The sequence below is a fragment of the Chromobacterium sinusclupearum genome (assembly GCF_002902845.1).
In the GTDB taxonomy this organism is placed as follows: domain Bacteria; phylum Pseudomonadota; class Gammaproteobacteria; order Burkholderiales; family Chromobacteriaceae; genus Chromobacterium; species Chromobacterium sinusclupearum.
Map to the genome: position 1 here is coordinate 1 of NZ_PPTF01000035.1, position 16,512 is coordinate 16,512.

Genomic DNA, 16,512 nt, shown 5'->3' on the forward strand with positions numbered 1-16,512 from the left:
GTGGCCGAGCCTGAGTCCGAAGCCGTGGTGGTGACGCCGGCGCTTGAGGTTGAAGCGCAAGCGGCTGAGCCGGTTGAGCCGGTTGCCGAGGCGGCTCCTGCGGTAGTGGTGGAGCAAGCTGTAGCCGTGGCGGCTCCGGTGGAGGCGCTTGTCGAAGCGCAGCCGTCCATCGAGCAGGCTCCGCAGGCGGTTGAGACCGTTGTCGAGGCCAAGCCGCTGGATCTGGGCGGGCTGGTCATGGTTTCGACCAAGCCGGCGCAACTGCAGCCGCAAGCGGTAGAAGAGCCGCTGCTGCCGCAAGGCCCGCGCCGCCGCGACGTGGTGGGCCAAGCGCAAGCCGACGTTGAGCAGCCGGTGCAGTTGATGCAGGTAGAAACCCGCCAGGGTTGATCCTGCTGGGCGGGGAGGGCGCAAGTCTTCCCCGCTCAGATTTCTGATGTGTTGACGAGGAATGGGATGTAGGTTATCATCCTTTTCTCTAATGTTCCCTGATAGCTCAGTCGGTAGAGCGACGGACTGTTAATCCGCAGGTCGCAGGTTCGAGCCCTGCTCGGGGAGCCAGAATTTAAAAGCCCGCATCAACCGATGCGGGCTTTTTGCTTTGCTTCATCCATCTGGCTGATCCCGGCGCGGTTGGCGCTCTGTTTCATGGAAATGGAACAAAACAGTCATATTCAAGACTAATCTTCCAATCTCAATACTTTCCTGGCCGAGACGCGTTCCGGCCAGTTCGGTGACCGATGGCATTTCTCGAATCCTTTAATCAATCGCTGTTCCTGCTGATCAACGCCACGCCTGCGAGCGCGCCGTTTTCCATCAAGCTGGCCACCTTCATCGCCCGTGATGTGATGCGCCTGCTGCCAGTGCTGCTGTTCGCATTGTGGCTATGGGGGCGCCCTGCGCTGCGCGACACCATACTGAAAGCCCTGCTGTTTACCGGCGTCGCCTTGCTGGGCAATTGGATGATCGGGCTGATCTGGCCACATCCGCGGCCCTTCGCCATGCCTATCGGCTATACCTTTCTGGTGCATGACGCCACGCCATCGTTTCCCAGCAACCACGGCACGATTTTCGCGATGATGGCGCTGTGCTGGTGGTTCAGCCCGGCGCGCGGCTGGGGCTGGCTGTTGGCGGTTGCCGGTACGGCCGTGGCTTGGTCCAGAGTGTTTCTTGGCGTGCATTTCCCCTTGGACATGCTGGGGGCCTTGCTGGTGTCTATCGCTTGGTATGGAGCGCTGTCGCCTGCGTGGGCGCGATATGGCGACGCCTTGACCGGGATGGCCGAGCTTCTATACCGGCGCTTGCTGGCCAAGCCCATCGCACAGGGGCTGATCCGGCACTGAGCGTGGCTGCCGCCTTTATTTGATCTGAATGCTGCTCTGGTTTGGATAGCCTATTTTTTAAGCACACGCGATAGCCGCTTGGTGGTAAAGTAAACAAAAGTTATTTGTTTATATCAATTGCAGTGGTGTCGGGAATGAGCATGTCTGAACGCGAAATGAGCTTGTGGCCGGAATTCGTCAAGGCCCTGAAACAGGAAGTGGTGCCGGCCTTGGGCTGTACCGAGCCGATCTCGCTGGCGCTGGCCGCCGCGCTGGCCGCGCGGGAGCTGGGCAAAACGCCGCAGCGCATCGACGCCTGGGTGTCGGCCAACCTGATGAAGAACGGCATGGGCGTGACCGTGCCGGGCACCGGCACGGTAGGTTTGCCCATTGCCGCCGCCGTTGGCGCGCTGGGCGGCGACCCGGACGCCAAGCTGGAAGTGCTGAAAAACCTGACTGTGGAGCAGGTGGCCGCCGGCAAGCAGATGCTGGCCGAGGGCAAGGTCAAGCTGGGCGTAGCGGCGGTGCCGAATATTCTGTACGCCGAAGCCTGCGTCTGGCATGGCGACGCATGCGCCCGCGTGGCCATCGCCGACGCCCATACCAATGTGATCCGGATAGAGCGCAACGGCGAGGTCTTGCTCAAGCGCGAGGCGGCCGACGCCAAGCCGGTGGAAAGCTACGAGCTGGGCGACGCCACCGCGCGCGACGTCTACGACTTCGCCACCCGCGCGCCGCTGGAGATGATCGAATTCATCTACGACGCCGCGGTGCTGAACAGCGCCTTGGCCGACGAGGGCATGAGCGGCAAGTACGGCCTGCACATCGGCGCCACGCTGCAGCGGCAGATTGAGGCGGGTTTACTGTCCGAAGGCCTGCTGTCGCGCATCCTCACCCGCACCACCGCCGCGTCCGACGCGCGCATGGGCGGCGCCACGCTGCCGGCGATGAGCAATTCCGGCTCCGGCAACCAGGGCATCGCCGCGACCATGCCGGTGGTGGTGGTGGCCGAGCACGTCAAGGCCGACCGCGAGACCCTGATCCGCGCGTTGGCCTTGTCGCACCTGATCGCCGTCTACATCCACACCCGCTTGCCCAAGCTGTCCGCGCTATGCGCCGTCACCACCGCGTCCATGGGCGCGGCGGCCGGCATGGCGCAGCTGCTGAACGGCGGCTATCCGGCGGTCAGCATGGCGATTTCCAGCATGATAGGCGATTTGGCCGGCATGATCTGCGACGGCGCGTCCAATAGCTGCGCGATGAAAGTGTCCACCTCGGCCGGTTCCGGCTTCAAGGCGGTATTGATGGCGCTGGATGGCACCCGCGTCACCGGCAACGAAGGCATCGTCGCCCACGACGTGGACGTGTCCATCGCCAACCTGGGCAAGCTAGCCACGCAGGGCATGGCGCAGACCGATACCCAGATCCTGCAGATCATGATGGATAAGCGCTGAGTCAGCCCATCGCGTCACGAAACAGGCCCGGCTTTGCCGGGCCTGTTTGTTTAAGTGCCGAGGCCTAATCCTGCGTCGCCGGACTCAGCGCCTGGCGCACGCTGGCTTCGTTCAGCGCCGGCGCGCACAGTTCGATGAAGCGGTAGGCGTAGCTGCGCAAATAATGGCCGCGGCGGATGGCGATGCGGCTGGTTTGCTGGCCGAACAGCGGCGCGCCTTCCACCACCTTGACGCTGGTATCGCGGCGCGGGTCCACCGCCATGGAGGCGACGATGCCGACGCCCAGCTCCAGTTCGACATAGGTCTTGATCACGTCGGCGTCCAGCGCCGACATCACGATGTCCGGCGCCAGGCCGGCTTCGGCGAAGGCATTGTCTATCCTGGCGCGGCCGGTGAAGCCGTTGTGGTAGGTGACGATGGGGTGCTCGGCCAGCGCCTCCAGCGTCAGCGGCGCGTCATGCAGCGGATGATCGGGCGGCGCGATCACGCAGTGATGCCAGCTGTAGTAGGGGAAAGACACCAGTTCGGGCACCTCATGCACGGCCTCGGTGGCGATGCCGATATCGGCCTCGCCTTCCAGCAGCAGCTTGACCAGCTCGGCAGGGCTGGCCTGATGCAGCACCAGATGCACGCGCGGGAAGGCGCGCTTGAACGCGGTGACCACCTGCGGCAGCGCGTAGCGCGCCTGGGTGTGAGTGGTGGCGATGGTCAGCTGGCCCTCTTCGCGCAGGCTGAACTGCTGCGCCAGGCGCTTGATGTTGCCGGCGTCCAGCAGCATGCGCTCGACGATGGTCAGCAGCTCCTTGCCCGGATCGGTCAGGCCGAGGAAGCGCTTGCCCTTGCGGATGAACAGCTCCACGCCCAGTTCGTCCTCCAGGTCCTTGATGTGCTTGCTGACGCCGGATTGCGAGGTGTACAGCGCGTTGGCCACTTCGGTCAGGTTGAAGCCCTGACGCACCGTTTCACGGATGATGCGCAGTTGCTGGAAGTTCATGCCTCGGCTCCTTGCGCGGCGGCAAAGACGTGGGCGGCGCGCGCCTGCAGCCGCACCGGCTGGCCGGCGGCCAGCGTTTGCAGCAGCGGGGCGTCGGCCGGCAGTTCGGCGTCGAAGGTCTGGCCGGCCAGTTCGTCGCGTCCTTCCAGCTCGACGCGGGCCAGGCCGCCCAGCGTCAGCACGCGCTGCACGCGCGCCGGCAGGCCCGGCCCATGATCCGGGACGATGGCCAGTTCGTGCGGCCGGATGAAGGCTTCCACCGGCTGGCCGTGCGGTTGTTGATGGTCGGCGTCCAGCATCTGCCCGCCCACCGCGATGGCGCCGGGGCCGCTGATGCCGCGGATGCGGTTGGCGCTGCCGAGGAAACCATAGACGAAGGCGCTGGCCGGCTGGCTGTATACCTCGGTCGGCGAGCCTATCTGCTCCACTTGGCCGTGGTTCATCAGCACCACCCGGTCCGCCACTTCCAACGCTTCTTCCTGATCGTGGGTGACGAACAGCGAGGTGATGTGCAATTCATCGTGCAGCTTGCGCAGCCAGCGGCGCAGCTCCTTGCGCACCTTGGCGTCCAGCGCGCCGAACGGCTCGTCCAGCAGCAGCACGCGCGGCTGCACCGCCAGCGCGCGGGCCAGGGCGATGCGCTGGCGTTGGCCGCCGGACAGCTGGGCGGGGAAGCGGTCGGCCAGCCAGTTCAGCTGCACCAGGTCCAGCAGCTCATGGACGCGGCGGGCGATCTCGGTTTCGGACGGCCTTTCGCGCCGCGGCTTCATGCGCAGGCCGAAGGCCACGTTGTCGAACACGCTCATATGGCGGAACAAGGCGTAGTGCTGGAACACGAAACCGACCTGTCGTTCGCGCACATGGGTGGCGGAGGCGTCTTCGCCATCCAGCAGCACGCGGCCGCGATCAGCCTGCTCCAGGCCGGCGATGATGCGCAAGAGCGTGGTCTTGCCGCAGCCGGACGGCCCCAGCAGCGCCACTAGCTCGCCGCTGGGGAAGTTCAGGCTGACGTCGTTCAGGGCGACGAAGTCGCCAAAAGCCTTGCGGATGTTTTCTACTTGTATGCTCATCTCAGTTTTCCTTGGCGCCGCGCCATTCCACCCAGCTCTTCAGCGCCAGCGTGACCAGGGCCAGCAAGGCCAGCAGGGACGCCACGGCGAAGGCCGCAGCGAAATTGTACTCGTTGTAGAGGATTTCCACGTGCAAGGGCAGGGTATTGGTCTCGCCGCGGATATGGCCGGACACCACGGACACCGCCCCGAACTCGCCCATTGCCCGCGCATTGCTGAGGATGACGCCGTACAACAGCGCCCAGCGCACATTGGGCAGGGTGACGTGCCACAGCACCTGCCAGCCGCGCGCGCCCAGCACCACGGCCGCTTCCTCTTCCTCGCGGCCCTGCGCCTCCAGCAGCGGGATCAGCTCGCGGGCGACGAAGGGCACGGTGACGAATAGCGTGGCCAGCACGATGCCGGGCACCGAGAAAATGATCTTGAAGCCATGCTCGGCCAACCATGGCCCCAGCCAGCCCTGCTGGCCGAACACCAGCACGAAGATCAGGCCGGCGACGACCGGCGACACCGAAAACGGCAAATCGATCAGCGTGATCAGCAGCTGTTTGCCGCGAAAATCGAAGCGGGTGACCGCCCAAGCCGCGGCGACGCCGAATACCAGATTCAGCGGGACGGAAATCACGGCGGCCAGCAGGGTCAGCCGCACGGCGGACAGCGCGTCCGGCTCGGCCAGCGCGGACAGATAGGTCTCCCAGCCTTTGGCCAAGGCCTCCGCGAACACCACGATCAGCGGCAGCAGCAGGAATATCGCGAAGAAGCTCAGCGACAGCGTCAGGATCAGCCATTTCACCGTGCCCGATTCGCGGGTGGCGGCGCGGGTTTCCAGCAGCGCGGCCTTATCCGCGCCGGCATGCGCTTGGGACAGTACGGCTGCCATCAGCGGCCTCCCGCGCGGCCATGATGGCGCGCGCTCCAGTATTGCAGGCCGTTGATCGCCAGCAGCAGCAGGAAAGACGCCGCCAGCATCACGCTGGCGATGGCGGTGGCGCCGGCGTAATCAAACTGCTCAAGCTTGCTGATGATCATCAGCGGCGTGATTTCCGACACCATGGGCACATTGCCGGCGATGAAGATCACCGAGCCGTATTCGCCCACGGCGCGGGCGAAGGCCAGCGCGAAGCCGGTGAGCAGGGCCGGCTGCAGCGTGGGGAGGATCACGTGGCGAAAGGTCTGCCAGCGGCGCGCCCCCAGGCAGGCGGCGGCTTCTTCCAGCTCGGTTTCCAGGTCTTCCAGCACCGGCTGCACCGTGCGCACCACGAAAGGCAGGCCGATGAAGACCAAGGCCACCAGCACGCCGAGCGGGCCGAAGGCCACCTTGACGCCCAGCGGCTCCAGATACCGGCCCAGCCAGCCGTTGCCGGCGTACAGCGCGGTCAGGGCGATGCCGGCCACCGCCGTCGGCAGCGCGAACGGCAGGTCCACCAGCGCGTCGATCAGCCGCTTGCCTGGGAAGCGGTAGCGCACCAGCGACCACGCCAGCAACAGGCCGAACACGCTGTTGATGGCGGCGGCCGCCAGCGCCATGCCGAAGCTGAGCCGGTAGGACGCGAGCACCCGCGGCGAGGCGGCGGCCTGCCAGAAGCTTTCCAGCGGCTGGCCGGCGGCGCGCAGCGCCACGGCGCTGAGCGGAATCAGCACCAGCAGCGACAGATAGCTGACGGCGAAACCCAGCGACAGGCTGAAGCCGGGCAACACGCGGGGAGGATGGGATGGAGGAGCGAGTGTCGCGGACATCGTGGATTCCAATTCATATAACCGAATAAACGATATCTGCGCGGCTGTTATTCTGAAAGTAAGTATTTCTTCAATGCTTATTCGATATTATGCAAAGTGGGCGACGGACGAAACAAAACAGCCCGGCGGAGGGGGCGGTTGGAGAGTGTTGGACGTCCAGGTGTTTGTTTACGATCTGACTGGTTTTGAATCCGCTGCGCGGATGATGGTTTTGATTGCCGGGGCTGCCCGGAGGGCAGGGAGGGGATATTTGCTTGGCCAAATATCCCCTCCACCCCTAAAGGCCACCCTCAAGCCTGGCCTTCGGCTTCCCGCCGGGTCCCGTCAGGCCCGAGGCGCGGCTGAACTCGCCCCGAGCTAACGTCGCGGGGCTCAAACATGCAGCCGCTTAAGACCTCGGGCCTGCCACCCGTCGGCAGGCTAGAAGGGACCCGGGCGCGTCGGATGCGTGGCTGCTTCTCTCAAGCCCGGAAGTTACTGTCATGCCTCAGCGCGCGACGATCTGGTCGAACACGCCGCCGTCGGCAAAGTGCGTTTTCTGCGCCTTCTGCCAACCGCCGAATACTTGATCGATGGTGAACAGCTTGACCTTGCTGAACTGGCCGGCGTACTTGGCCGCCACCTGCGGATCGCGCGGACGGTAGTAATGCTTGGCGGCCAGGCCCTGGCCCTCTGGCGTGTACAGATATTGCAGATAGGCCTCGGCCACTTTGCGGGTGCCGCGCTTGTCCACCACCTTGTCCACCACGCTGACCGGCGGCTCCGCCAGAATGGAGACCGACGGCGTGACGATGTCGAACTTGTCCGGCCCCAGCTCCTTGGTGGCCAGGTAGGCCTCGTTTTCCCAGGACAGCAGCACGTCGCCGATGCCGCGCTGGGTAAAGGTGATCAAGGAGCCGCGGGCGCCGGAGTCCAGCACCTTCACATTGCCGTACAGTTTTTTCACGAAGTCGCGCGCCTTGGCGTCGTTGCCGCCGGGTTGTTGCAGCGCGTAACCCCAGGCCGCCAGGTAGTTCCAGCGCGCGCCGCCGCCGGTCTTGGGATTCGGCGTCACCACCTCCACGCCGGGTTTGACCAGGTCATTCCAGTCCTTGATGCGCTTGGGATTGCCCTTGCGCACCAGGAACACGATGGTGGACGAGTAGGGCGAGGCATTGTGGGGCAGGCGCTGCTGCCAGTTGGGCGCGATAGACTTGGCCTGGCTGGAGATTTCATCGATGTCGTAGGCCAGCGCCAGCGTCACCACGTCGGCATCCAGGCCGTCTATCACCGAGCGCGCCTGCTTGCCGGAGCCGCCGTGGGATTGTTTGACGGTGACGGTTTCGCCGGTCTTGGCTTTCCAGTATTTGGCGAAGGAGGCGTTGAATTCTTGGTACAGCTCGCGCGTCGGGTCGTAGGAGACGTTGAGCAGGGTGACGTCGGCAAAGGCTGAGGCGCTGCCGGCAAACAGCAGGGCGAGGGCGAGGCGGTGCAGCGGACGCATGATGTTTCCCATGGTGTTTTCGAATGACGGCATCCACTGTAGGCGGCGCGGACTCGAGGCGGGAAGCAAGAAAATATGCAATCGATATGCAAAAGATTGCAAAAGCCGGCATTTCGTAAAAACCGATAGGCTTATCGGCAAATCGTATATTACGTTGTCACATCCGGGGCTATAGTGGCGCCAAATCCACTTCCTGGTCACGGTCATGAAACGATTCAAGCCTGCCAAGTCGCCGCCAGCCGGTTTCACGCCCGCCATGCTGGCGGCCTGTCAGCAACTGCTGCAGCAGGAGGGCGTGCAGGCGCGTTTGCAGTGGAACGAGCAGGAGGTATTCGCCAGCTTCGACGGCTGGTGGCTGTGCAGCGGCTTCATTCCGCAAACCCGCTTGCGAGACGGGCGCTGCCAGCTGCTGCAATACGCGGCGCGGCTGCGCATTTTCGGCCAGTTCGGGCAGACGCTGCCGGCCAACTGGCTGTTTGCCATGAACTACGGCGAGGCCAAGGCCGTAGCCTTGCTCAAGTTGATCCGCGTGCTGCATGTGATTAACCACCTGGGACGCAATGGCCGCCACCTGCCCTTGCGCATCGACGTGGACCCGCGCATCTGCCACGCCTATAGCGACCGCATTGTCGATTTCACCGCCCGGCTGCTGGACGTTTTGGAGTTCCCGGCCAGTCAGGCGCCGATGCTGCTGTTCCTGGACGAACGCACCGCGGAGCTGGGCCTGGGCCTGGTGCGGCGCTACCGGCAGCATAGCCACCGGCTGGGCCTGGGCGACTTCGGCGCCGGCAGCCAGGACCTGCTGCGGCTGTGGCGGCTGGAGCCCGACATGCTGGCCCTGGCGCCCAGCTTCATGGGCCGCGCCATCATGTACCCGAAAGTGCGCGACCAATTGCTGGCGCTGATGCCGCAACTGGCGGAGCAGGGCTTTGCGCTGGCGGTGGAAGAGATTGTTTGCGACAACATGCTGGAGCTGGCGCTGAAGATGGGGGCGGACTACTGTTCCGGCCCGTTGCTGTCGGAACGGTTGAAGCGCCAACGGTCGGCGCGCGAAGTGGATTTGTCCAACATTGCCTGTTAGGATATTTGCATTTTTATGCGGCGCTTGATGCCTATCCTGGGGAAACAATGAAACATCTCTGCTTGTCTGTTATCTGCGCTTTGGCGCTGTCCGCCTGCGTGATCGGCAATACCGATGGTTACCGCGACGCGGCGCAATTGCAACGCATGACTGATCAGGCCGTGAAAACCTGCGGCCAAGGCAAGGTCAAATCGGTGAGCTACAGCAGCTTCACCTGCGTGGCGGGCGACGCGGCGGAGAAGTAAATGCCGACGCAGGACGAGAATGAACAAACCATGCGGCCTATGTCGGCTGTCGAAGCCAGCCCGCTGTACCAGCTGATTGATGCCGCGCCCGATGTGGAAACCTACCGCCGCCTGCGCGCCGAATCCGGCCTCAGCCCAAAAACCGAAGAGGCCGCCCGCCGCGGCTTGGCCGGCACGCTGTTCGCCGTACAGGTATGCTGCGGCGGCGAAACCGTCGGCATGGGCCGGGTGATAGGCGATGGCGGCTGTTTCTATCAAGTGGTGGACATTGCCGTGCTGCCGGCGCACCAGGGCAAGGGCCTGGGCAAGCGCATCATGGCGGCCATTTCCGGCTATATCGAGCGCGAGGCGCCGGCTAGCGCTTACATCAGCCTGATCGCCGACGGCGATGCCAAACATTTGTACGCGCAGTTCGGCTTCAAGCCGACCGCGCCGAGGTCGGAAGGCATGGCGCTGTTCAAGGGCGCAGTCCCGCAGCCTTAGCTGATCGCGATCCGCCTGATCGAATTCAGACACGGTTGCAGTAGCAAAAGGAGCCGGCCGTCATGGCCGGCTCCAAGTCAGACTCGACTACTGGACAGATGCCCGGCCATCAGCGGCCACACCCAGTCCGCCGCATCCAGGCTCCAGCCGCCGTCCTTGGCCGCCTCGTCGAGCCGGCGGATCGCCAGAATATCGCCCAGGTCCGGCAATCGGGCGAAGGCTTCCGCCTCGTCCTGGCGCATCGGCCCGCCCTGGTAGCCCAGCGTGGCGGTACTGGCTGGCGACAGCGCCGTCAGATAGGCCGGGTCGATGGCGCACAGGTAGCGTTTGGCCTCGACATGCATGCCCACCAGCCGGGACAGTCGGGGCGAGAAACCCAGCGACAGCAGATAGTCCTGCGCCAGCTTGTCGTGGGCCATCACGCCGTAGTCGCCCATGGCCTCGGCGCCGTCGTGTTCCAGCAGGTGGCCGACGTCGTGCAGGAAGGCCGCCAGCACCATTTCGTCGTCGTGGCCCCAGTCGCGCGCCAGCGTGGCGGCCTGGATGGCGTGGTCGAATTGCGAGACAGCCTCGCCGTAATGGCGGGCGCCGTGTTCGCGGTACAGCTGCTGCAAAACAGCGATGGCGTCGAGCATCAGAACACCCTCCTGCCGCCGTTCCAGACTTGCCGCACCAGCGGCACGTCGCCGCGCACGGTCATCGCCACCAGGTCGGCGCGTTGGCCGACGGCGATGTCGCCGCGATCGTTCAAACCTACCGAGCGCGCCGGGTTGAGGCTGACGGCGGCAATGGCGCGCGGCAGGCTCCAGCTGGCCTGCGAGTGCAGCAGCCAGGCGGCGTGCAGCAGGCTGGCCGGCACGTAGTCGGACGACAGGATGTCCAGCAGGCCGGCCCGCGCCAGCTCCAGCGCCGCCACATTGCCGGAGTGGGAGCCGCCGCGCACCACATTGGGCGCGCCCATCACCGTTTGCAGGCCGTGCGCGCGGGCGGCTTGGGCCGCTTCCAATGTGGTGGGAAATTCCGAGATCGCCACGCCGTCGCGCAGCGCTTCGTCTATGTGGGCGGCGTCGGTGTCGTCATGGCTGGCCAGCGCGATGCCGCGCGCCTGAGCCATTTCCACCACCGCCTGCTTGTGGCGGCCGGCGAATTCAGCCTGCTTGGCCTTGCGTTCCGCCACGGCCGCGAGGAAGGTCTCCTCGTTCCAGCCTACCTTTTTCTTGCCATAGTATTTTTTGTATTGCTCCAGATCGCGGTACTGGCGCTGGCCCGGCGTATGGTCCATCACCGATACCAGCTTTACCGCCGGGTGGGCGATCAGCGGCGTCAACTCGTCCAGCAATTGCGGGAAGGCCAATTCGCAGCGCAGGTGGAAGAAGTGCTCCGCGCGCAGCGCGCCTTCGTCCATGCCTTGGTTGATGGCGGCGAAGGCGCTGTGCAGCGTGTCCAGCCGCACGCTTTCGCCTTCCAGATCGCCCACCGCCAGCGCGTCCAGCACCGTGGTGATGCCGGCGGCCACGCATTGGGCGTCGTGGGTGATCACCGCCGGCAGAATCGGCCACAGCACGCCGTTGCGCGGCATCAGGTGTTTTTCCAGATTGTCGGTGTGGATCTCCACCAGGCCCGGCAGCAGCAAGGCGCCGGCCAGGTCTTCGCCATCCGGCAGCGGCTGTTCGTGGATGGCGGCGATCCGGCCGTCTTCAATTTCCAGCGCGCCGTTGTCGATGACGCGGTCGGCCAGCACGATGCGGGCATGGTTCAGAATCTGTCTCATGCTGCGGTTTCCGTGTGTTGCGCCAGGGGAACCTGGAAAATGCGGGTGGCGATGGCGTCGCGCGTCGGCGCGTCGTGGAAGATGCCGATCAAGGCCGCGCCGCGGGCAAGGGCTTCGCGCATCAATTGTATGACCACGTCGCGGTTGGCGGCGTCGAGGGATGCAGTTGGCTCGTCCAGCAGCAGGATGGGCCGCGGCGCGATCATGCCGCGCGCGATGTTGACGCGCTGCTGCTCGCCGCCGGAGAAGGTGGCCGGCGGCAGGCTCCACAGCCGCTCGGCGATGTTCAGCCGCGCCAGCCACTCGCCGGCCGCCAGCCGGGCTTCGGCGTCAGTCGAGCCCCATTCGCGCAGCGGCTCGGCGACGATGTCCAGCGCCGACACCCGCGGGATCACCCGCAGGAACTGGCTGACATAGCCCAGGGTGTGGCGGCGCACGGCGGCGATCTCATGCGGCAGCGCGCGGGCCATGTCCACCCATGCGCCCTGGTGGAACACGCCGATGCGGCCGCTCTCCACCAGATAGTTGGCGTACAGCGCCTTCAAGAGCGTGCTCTTGCCGGCGCCGGACGGGCCGGCAAGCGCCACGCATTCGCCGGCTGCCGCCTGCAGCGAAACGTCGCTCAGCACCGGCAGCCGCAGCCCGCCCTGCTGGTGCAGGGTGAAGGTCTTGCTCAGATTTTGCGCGTCTATCAATAGATTCATGATTTCAGGCCTGCAGGATGGAAGACACCAGAAGCTGGCTGTACGGGTGTTGCGGGTCGTCGAGAATCTGGTCGGTGAGGCCAGCCTCCACCACGCGGCCCTTCTGCATCACCAGAGTGCGCTGCGCCAGCAGCCGCGCCACGCTCAGATCGTGGGTCACCATGATGACGGCGATGCCGGCGTCGCGCACCAGGCGGCGGGTCAGGTCGAGGAAGCGCGCCTGAACCGACACGTCCAGGCCGCCGGTCGGTTCGTCCATGAACACCAGCCGCGGCTGCGTGACCAGATTGCGGGCGATCTGCAGCCGCTGCTGCATGCCGCCGGAAAAGGCGGACGGCTTGTCGTCCAGCCGCGCGCGGTCTATCTCCACTTTTTCCAACCAGTCGCCGGCGGTCTGTCGCAGCAGGCCGTAGTGGCGCTGGCCCAGCGCCATCAGCCTCTCGCTGACGTTGGCGCCGGCGGAGACGCCCATGCGCAGGCCGTCGCGGGCGTGCTGGGTGACGAAGCCCCATTCGCTACGCGCCAGGCGGCGGCGCTCGGCCTCGGGCAGGCAGGTCAGCTCGTGCTGCATGCCTGCGCGGTCGGCGAAGCGCACGCTGCCGGCGTCCGCGGCCAGGCGGCCGGCCAGGGTGGACAAGAGCGTGGATTTGCCGGAGCCGGATTCGCCGACGATGCACAGCACCTCGCCCGGGTACAGCTCGAAATTGACGTCGAAACAGCCCTGGCCGTTGCCGTAGTCCTTGCTCAGTCCGCTTACGGTGAGGATGGGCGCCATCATGCTTGTTTCTCCCGCTGGCAGTAATCAGTGTCGGAACAAACGAACATCCGGCTGCCGGCGTCGTCGGTGACGATTTCGTCCAGGTAGCTCGTGCGCGAGCCGCACAGCGCGCAGCCTTGCTCCCAGGTTTGGGCCGTAAATGGGTGATCGTCGAAGGCCAGGCTTTCCACCTTGGTGTAAGGCGGAATCGCGTACAGGCGCTTCTCGCGGCCAGCGCCGAACAGCAGCAAGGCCGGGCTCATGTCCAGCTTGGGGTTGTCGAACTTCGGGATCGGCGACGGCGAGGTCAAATACCTGTCGTTGACCATCACCGGGTAGTCGTAGCTGGTGGCGATGTGGCCGAAGCGGGCGATGTCCTCGTACAGCTTGACGTGCATCAGCCCGTATTCCTGATGCGCGTGCAGTTTGCGCGTCTCCACTTCGCTGGCCTCCAGCGTGCGCAACGGCTCCGGCTCCGGCACCTGGAAGATCATGATCTGGCCGGGTTTCAGCGGCGTTTCCGGGATGCGGTGGCGGGTCTGGATCAGCGTCGCGTCGGCGGTGCGGGTGGTGGTGGCCACGCCGGCCACGCGGCCGAAGAAGCGGCGGATGTTGACGGCGTTGGTGGTGTCGTCGGCGCCCTGGTCGATGACCTTCAGCACGTCGTCGCGGCCGATCACGCTGGCCGTCACCTGGATGCCGCCTGTGCCCCAGCCGTAGGGCAGCGGCATTTCGCGGCTGCCGAACGGCACCTGGTAGCCGGGAATCGCCACCGCTTTGAGCAAGCCGCGGCGCAGCATGCGCTTGGTGTTTTCATCGAGGAAACCGAAGTTGTAGCGATCATCAGTCATGGCGGGTCTCCTGGTCCGCGGCGGCGCGCAACTGGCGGATCAGCGCCAGCTCGGCCTGGAAGTCCACGTAATGCGGCAGCTTGAGATGCTGGACGAAGCCGGAGGCTTCGACATTGTCGCTGTGATACAGCACGAACTCCGGCTGCTGCGCCGGCGCGTGGGCGGCTTCGCCCAATTCTTCGGCGCGCAGGCTGCGGTCCACCAGCGCCATCGCCATCGCCTTGCGCTCGGCCTCGCCGAAGCTCAGGCCGTAGCCGCGGGTGAATTGCGGCGGCGCGCTCTTGCTGCCGGCAAACTGGTTGATCATCTGGCATTCGGTCAGCGTGATCTCGCCGATGTCGATCTCGAAGCCCAGCTCCTCCGGGCAAACCATCACGCTGACTTCGCCCATGCGTATCTCGCCGGCGAACGGGTGGCTTTCGGCGTAGCCGCGCTGGGTGGAGTAGGCGAGGCTCAGCAGCCAGCCTTCGTCGCCGCGCGCCAGGTTTTGCAGCCGCGCCGGGCGGCCGGCCGGGAACATCAGCGGCTCGCGCGTCAGGTCCACCGGCTCCGGATCGCCGTCGGGCGGCAGGTCGGCTTCGATCAAGCCTTCACGGTCCAGCAGCTGCAGCACGCCAGGCAACGCGTCCGGCAGCGGTGCGGCGGCCTGTTCCAGTTCGATTTTTTGCGAGGTTTCCATCAGGCCGAAGTCCAGCAGGCGCTGGGTGTAGTCGGCGGTGGGGCCGAGAATCTGGCCGCCCGGCACGTCCTTGAAGGTACCGGACACGCGGCGGCGCACCCGCATGGCGGCGGTGTTGAGCGGCAGCGTCTGGCCGAAGCGCGGCAGCGTGGTGCGGAAGGCGCGCAGCAGGAACACGGCTTCTATGCTGTCGCCGCTGGCCTGTTTCAGCGCCAGCGCGGCCAGTTCCTCGTCGTACAGCGAGCCTTCCTGCATCACGCGGGCCACGGCCAGGCGCATTTGCTGGCGGATTTGGGCGATGCTCAACTCCGGCACGGCCTCGTCGCCGCGGCGCGCGGCAGCCAGCAAGTCCCAGGAGCGGGCGATGGCGGTTTCCCCGCCTTTGACGGCTACATACATTTCAACCCTCCCGGATGCGGGCGCTGCGCGGCAGCCCGGCGACGTGGGTGTCGGAAATCAGCATGGCGTCCACGCCCAGCGGGAAGCGGGCATGGTTGCGTTGCCATTCGGTCCAGAAGCCGGATGGCAAACCGGCGGCGCCGAAACGGCGCGGAGCGGCGAAGCCGGGGCCGCTGCCTTCCACCTGATCCTCAGCGAAGCTGGCCACCTCGATCAGCAGCGTGGCGGAGCGGTCCGGGTATTCGGCGCTGCCGGCCTTCAGGCTGGCCAGATCCGGCAAGGGCATGCCCTGGGCGATGACGATGAAGTCGGCTTCTTCCGGCAAGTCGGTCAGCCGCATGCCGGTATGGAAGCGCAGGCTGTCCACCGAGGCGGACGGCAATGCAGGCAGCCAGACGCGCACGTCCTGATCGGCCAGGGTGTAGAGCAGGGCGGCGGTGGCGGCTTTCAGGCCGGGCAGGGCTGGCGGCAGAGCCGGAAGGGCCTGCGGCAGCAAGGGCTCTGCCATGGTGGACAGAACCGCGCGGAAAGTTTGCTGGGCTTGATCCACCGGATGGACAAAGGCGCTATGCATGGTCATTCTCCTCGCACCATGGTGAAAAATTCCACCTTGCTGGCGGCGGCTTCGCGCGAGCGTTCGGCGCGGCGCTCGGACAGCTCCGCGGCCAGCGGCGTAATCCATTGCTCCATCAGCTGGCTATGGCGCGCCGGGTCTTGCAGCAGCGCGTCGGCCTGGGCGATCAGCTCGGCATGGCGGCCGTCGCCGCCGCGCACCCAGCCGTGGCCGACGTGGTCGCCTATCTGGCAACTGGCGCGGCTGACGCTGATTTCGCCCAGATTGAAGCGGGCGCCGCTGCCGCCGCTGCGGCCTTGCAGCATCATCAGGCCGGATTCGGCGCGGCGCAGCCAGCGCGGCGCGGCGGGCAGCGCCGGGGGCAACAATTCCAGCAGCCGCTCGATTGGGCTGTTGGCCAGCACGGCGAGCCAGCGCTGTCGGGTGGAGGTGTCCATCATCTGCCTCATGGTTCAAGAAAAATTCATATAAACGTATAGACGTATCCATGATAATGGCAGCGTGGAATGGATTAACAGCATGCGGCGATGAAGTTTTTGTGACGTTTTAAAGGCGGATGCAGACGATTGCTTTAGCGCTGCTGTGATCAACATGTTTTTTGAATCCGCTGCGCGGATGATGCTTTTCATAGCCGGGGCTGCCCGGCTGGCAGGGAGGGGATATTTGTGTGGCCAAATATCCCCTCCACCCCTAAAAGCCACCCTGCAAGCCTGGCCTGCGGCTTCCCGCCGGGACCCGTCAGGCCCGAGGCGCGGCTGAACTCGCGATTTGCTAACGTCAAATCGCTCAAACAGGCAGCCGCTTAAAACCTCGGGCCTGCCACCCGACGGCAGGCTTGAAGGGGCCTGGGCGCGTCGGCCCCATGTTTGCTATTTGCAGATCCAGGCGAAAACGTCGTTTAAGAAACG

Annotated in this window: 18 protein-coding genes, 1 tRNA gene and 1 pseudogene; 7 read left to right on the plus strand and 13 right to left on the minus strand. The window is 65.4% G+C overall.

The window, feature by feature from the left end:
• The 4 genes and pseudogenes from C2134_RS21535 to C2134_RS09815 form a co-directional block, all read left to right on the plus strand.
• A pseudogene (locus C2134_RS21535) lies at positions 1–390 on the plus strand (Rne/Rng family ribonuclease); the annotation flags it as partial.
• Between the two features lie 95 nt (positions 391–485).
• A tRNA-Asn gene (locus C2134_RS09805) sits at positions 486–561 on the plus strand.
• Between the two features lie 179 nt (positions 562–740).
• Positions 741–1,343: a phosphatase PAP2 family protein gene (locus C2134_RS09810; RefSeq protein WP_103319639.1), complete on the plus strand. Its 603-nt coding sequence runs from the start codon at positions 741–743 to the stop codon at positions 1,341–1,343.
• 140 nt (positions 1,344–1,483) lie between these two features.
• Positions 1,484–2,776 (plus strand): L-cysteine desulfidase family protein, encoded by a 1,293-nt coding sequence (locus tag C2134_RS09815; protein ID WP_199179910.1) that lies wholly within the window; start codon positions 1,484–1,486, stop codon positions 2,774–2,776.
• 64 nt (positions 2,777–2,840) lie between these two features.
• Here the strand turns inward: C2134_RS09815 and C2134_RS09820 are convergent, their stop codons facing one another.
• From C2134_RS09820 to C2134_RS09845, 5 genes are all read right to left on the minus strand, one after another.
• Positions 2,841–3,770 (minus strand): CysB family HTH-type transcriptional regulator, encoded by a 930-nt coding sequence (locus tag C2134_RS09820; protein WP_103319641.1) that lies wholly within the window; start codon positions 3,768–3,770, stop codon positions 2,841–2,843.
• The gene (locus C2134_RS09825; protein ID WP_103319643.1) at positions 3,767–4,840 is read right to left on the minus strand and encodes a sulfate/molybdate ABC transporter ATP-binding protein; all 1,074 of its coding nucleotides are present in this window, start codon (positions 4,838–4,840) and stop codon (positions 3,767–3,769) included. The genes C2134_RS09820 and C2134_RS09825 overlap by 4 nt, the downstream gene beginning before the upstream one ends.
• A gap of 1 nt (position 4,841) precedes the next feature.
• Positions 4,842–5,720, minus strand: a complete 879-nt coding sequence (cysW, locus tag C2134_RS09830) for a sulfate ABC transporter permease subunit CysW (protein ID WP_103319645.1) — start codon at positions 5,718–5,720, stop codon at positions 4,842–4,844.
• Entirely contained in the window at positions 5,720–6,577 is an 858-nt protein-coding gene (gene cysT / locus C2134_RS09835) for a sulfate ABC transporter permease subunit CysT (RefSeq protein ID WP_103319647.1), read from the minus strand. Before cysT ends, cysW begins: the two co-directional genes overlap by 1 nt.
• 487 nt (positions 6,578–7,064) lie before the next feature.
• Positions 7,065–8,060 (minus strand): sulfate ABC transporter substrate-binding protein, encoded by a 996-nt coding sequence (locus C2134_RS09845; protein WP_233196409.1) that lies wholly within the window; start codon positions 8,058–8,060, stop codon positions 7,065–7,067.
• 205 nt (positions 8,061–8,265) lie between these two features.
• On the opposite strand from C2134_RS09845, the gene C2134_RS09850 reads away from it, so the two are divergent.
• From C2134_RS09850 to C2134_RS09855, 3 genes are read left to right on the plus strand one after another with little or no spacing between them, the layout of a single operon-like run.
• A complete protein-coding gene (locus C2134_RS09850; RefSeq protein ID WP_103319650.1) occupies positions 8,266–9,141 on the plus strand; it encodes an EAL domain-containing protein in 876 nt (291 codons plus the stop codon).
• A 47-nt stretch (positions 9,142–9,188) separates the two neighbouring features.
• The gene (locus C2134_RS21195) at positions 9,189–9,386 is read left to right on the plus strand and encodes a hypothetical protein (protein WP_146042126.1); all 198 of its coding nucleotides are present in this window, start codon (positions 9,189–9,191) and stop codon (positions 9,384–9,386) included.
• Positions 9,387–9,869 (plus strand): GNAT family N-acetyltransferase, encoded by a 483-nt coding sequence (locus C2134_RS09855; RefSeq protein WP_233196410.1) that lies wholly within the window; start codon positions 9,387–9,389, stop codon positions 9,867–9,869. It begins immediately after the preceding gene.
• A gap of 77 nt (positions 9,870–9,946) precedes the next feature.
• Here C2134_RS09855 and C2134_RS09860 read toward each other — a convergent pair whose 3' ends face one another.
• The 8 genes from C2134_RS09860 to phnG are packed head-to-tail and all read right to left on the minus strand — an operon-like array spanning position 9,947 to position 16,041.
• Complete coding sequence (locus C2134_RS09860) at positions 9,947–10,504, minus strand: phosphonate degradation HD-domain oxygenase (RefSeq protein ID WP_103319652.1); 558 nt, start codon at positions 10,502–10,504, stop codon at positions 9,947–9,949.
• Positions 10,504–11,640 carry an alpha-D-ribose 1-methylphosphonate 5-triphosphate diphosphatase gene (locus tag C2134_RS09865; RefSeq protein WP_103319653.1) on the minus strand — a complete coding sequence of 379 codons (1,137 nt, stop codon included), beginning with the start codon at positions 11,638–11,640 and terminating at the stop codon, positions 10,504–10,506. The genes C2134_RS09860 and C2134_RS09865 overlap by 1 nt, the downstream gene beginning before the upstream one ends.
• The gene (gene phnL, locus C2134_RS09870) at positions 11,637–12,344 is read right to left on the minus strand and encodes a phosphonate C-P lyase system protein PhnL (RefSeq protein ID WP_103319655.1); all 708 of its coding nucleotides are present in this window, start codon (positions 12,342–12,344) and stop codon (positions 11,637–11,639) included. The genes C2134_RS09865 and phnL overlap by 4 nt, the downstream gene beginning before the upstream one ends.
• A 4-nt stretch (positions 12,345–12,348) precedes the next feature.
• A complete protein-coding gene (phnK, locus tag C2134_RS09875) occupies positions 12,349–13,122 on the minus strand; it encodes a phosphonate C-P lyase system protein PhnK (RefSeq protein WP_103319657.1) in 774 nt (257 codons plus the stop codon).
• Positions 13,119–13,952, minus strand: coding sequence for an alpha-D-ribose 1-methylphosphonate 5-phosphate C-P-lyase PhnJ (locus tag C2134_RS09880; RefSeq protein WP_103319658.1), 834 nt, complete (start codon positions 13,950–13,952; stop codon positions 13,119–13,121). Before C2134_RS09880 ends, phnK begins: the two co-directional genes overlap by 4 nt.
• Complete coding sequence (locus tag C2134_RS09885) at positions 13,945–15,030, minus strand: carbon-phosphorus lyase complex subunit (protein WP_103319660.1); 1,086 nt, start codon at positions 15,028–15,030, stop codon at positions 13,945–13,947. Before C2134_RS09885 ends, C2134_RS09880 begins: the two co-directional genes overlap by 8 nt.
• Before the next feature lies 1 nt (position 15,031).
• Positions 15,032–15,604 (minus strand): phosphonate C-P lyase system protein PhnH, encoded by a 573-nt coding sequence (phnH, locus tag C2134_RS09890; protein WP_199179911.1) that lies wholly within the window; start codon positions 15,602–15,604, stop codon positions 15,032–15,034.
• 2 nt (positions 15,605–15,606) lie between these two features.
• On the minus strand, positions 15,607–16,041 hold the full coding sequence (gene phnG / locus C2134_RS09895) for a phosphonate C-P lyase system protein PhnG (protein ID WP_103319693.1): 435 nt from the start codon (positions 16,039–16,041) through the stop codon (positions 15,607–15,609).
• Positions 16,042–16,512 lie beyond the last annotated feature (471 nt).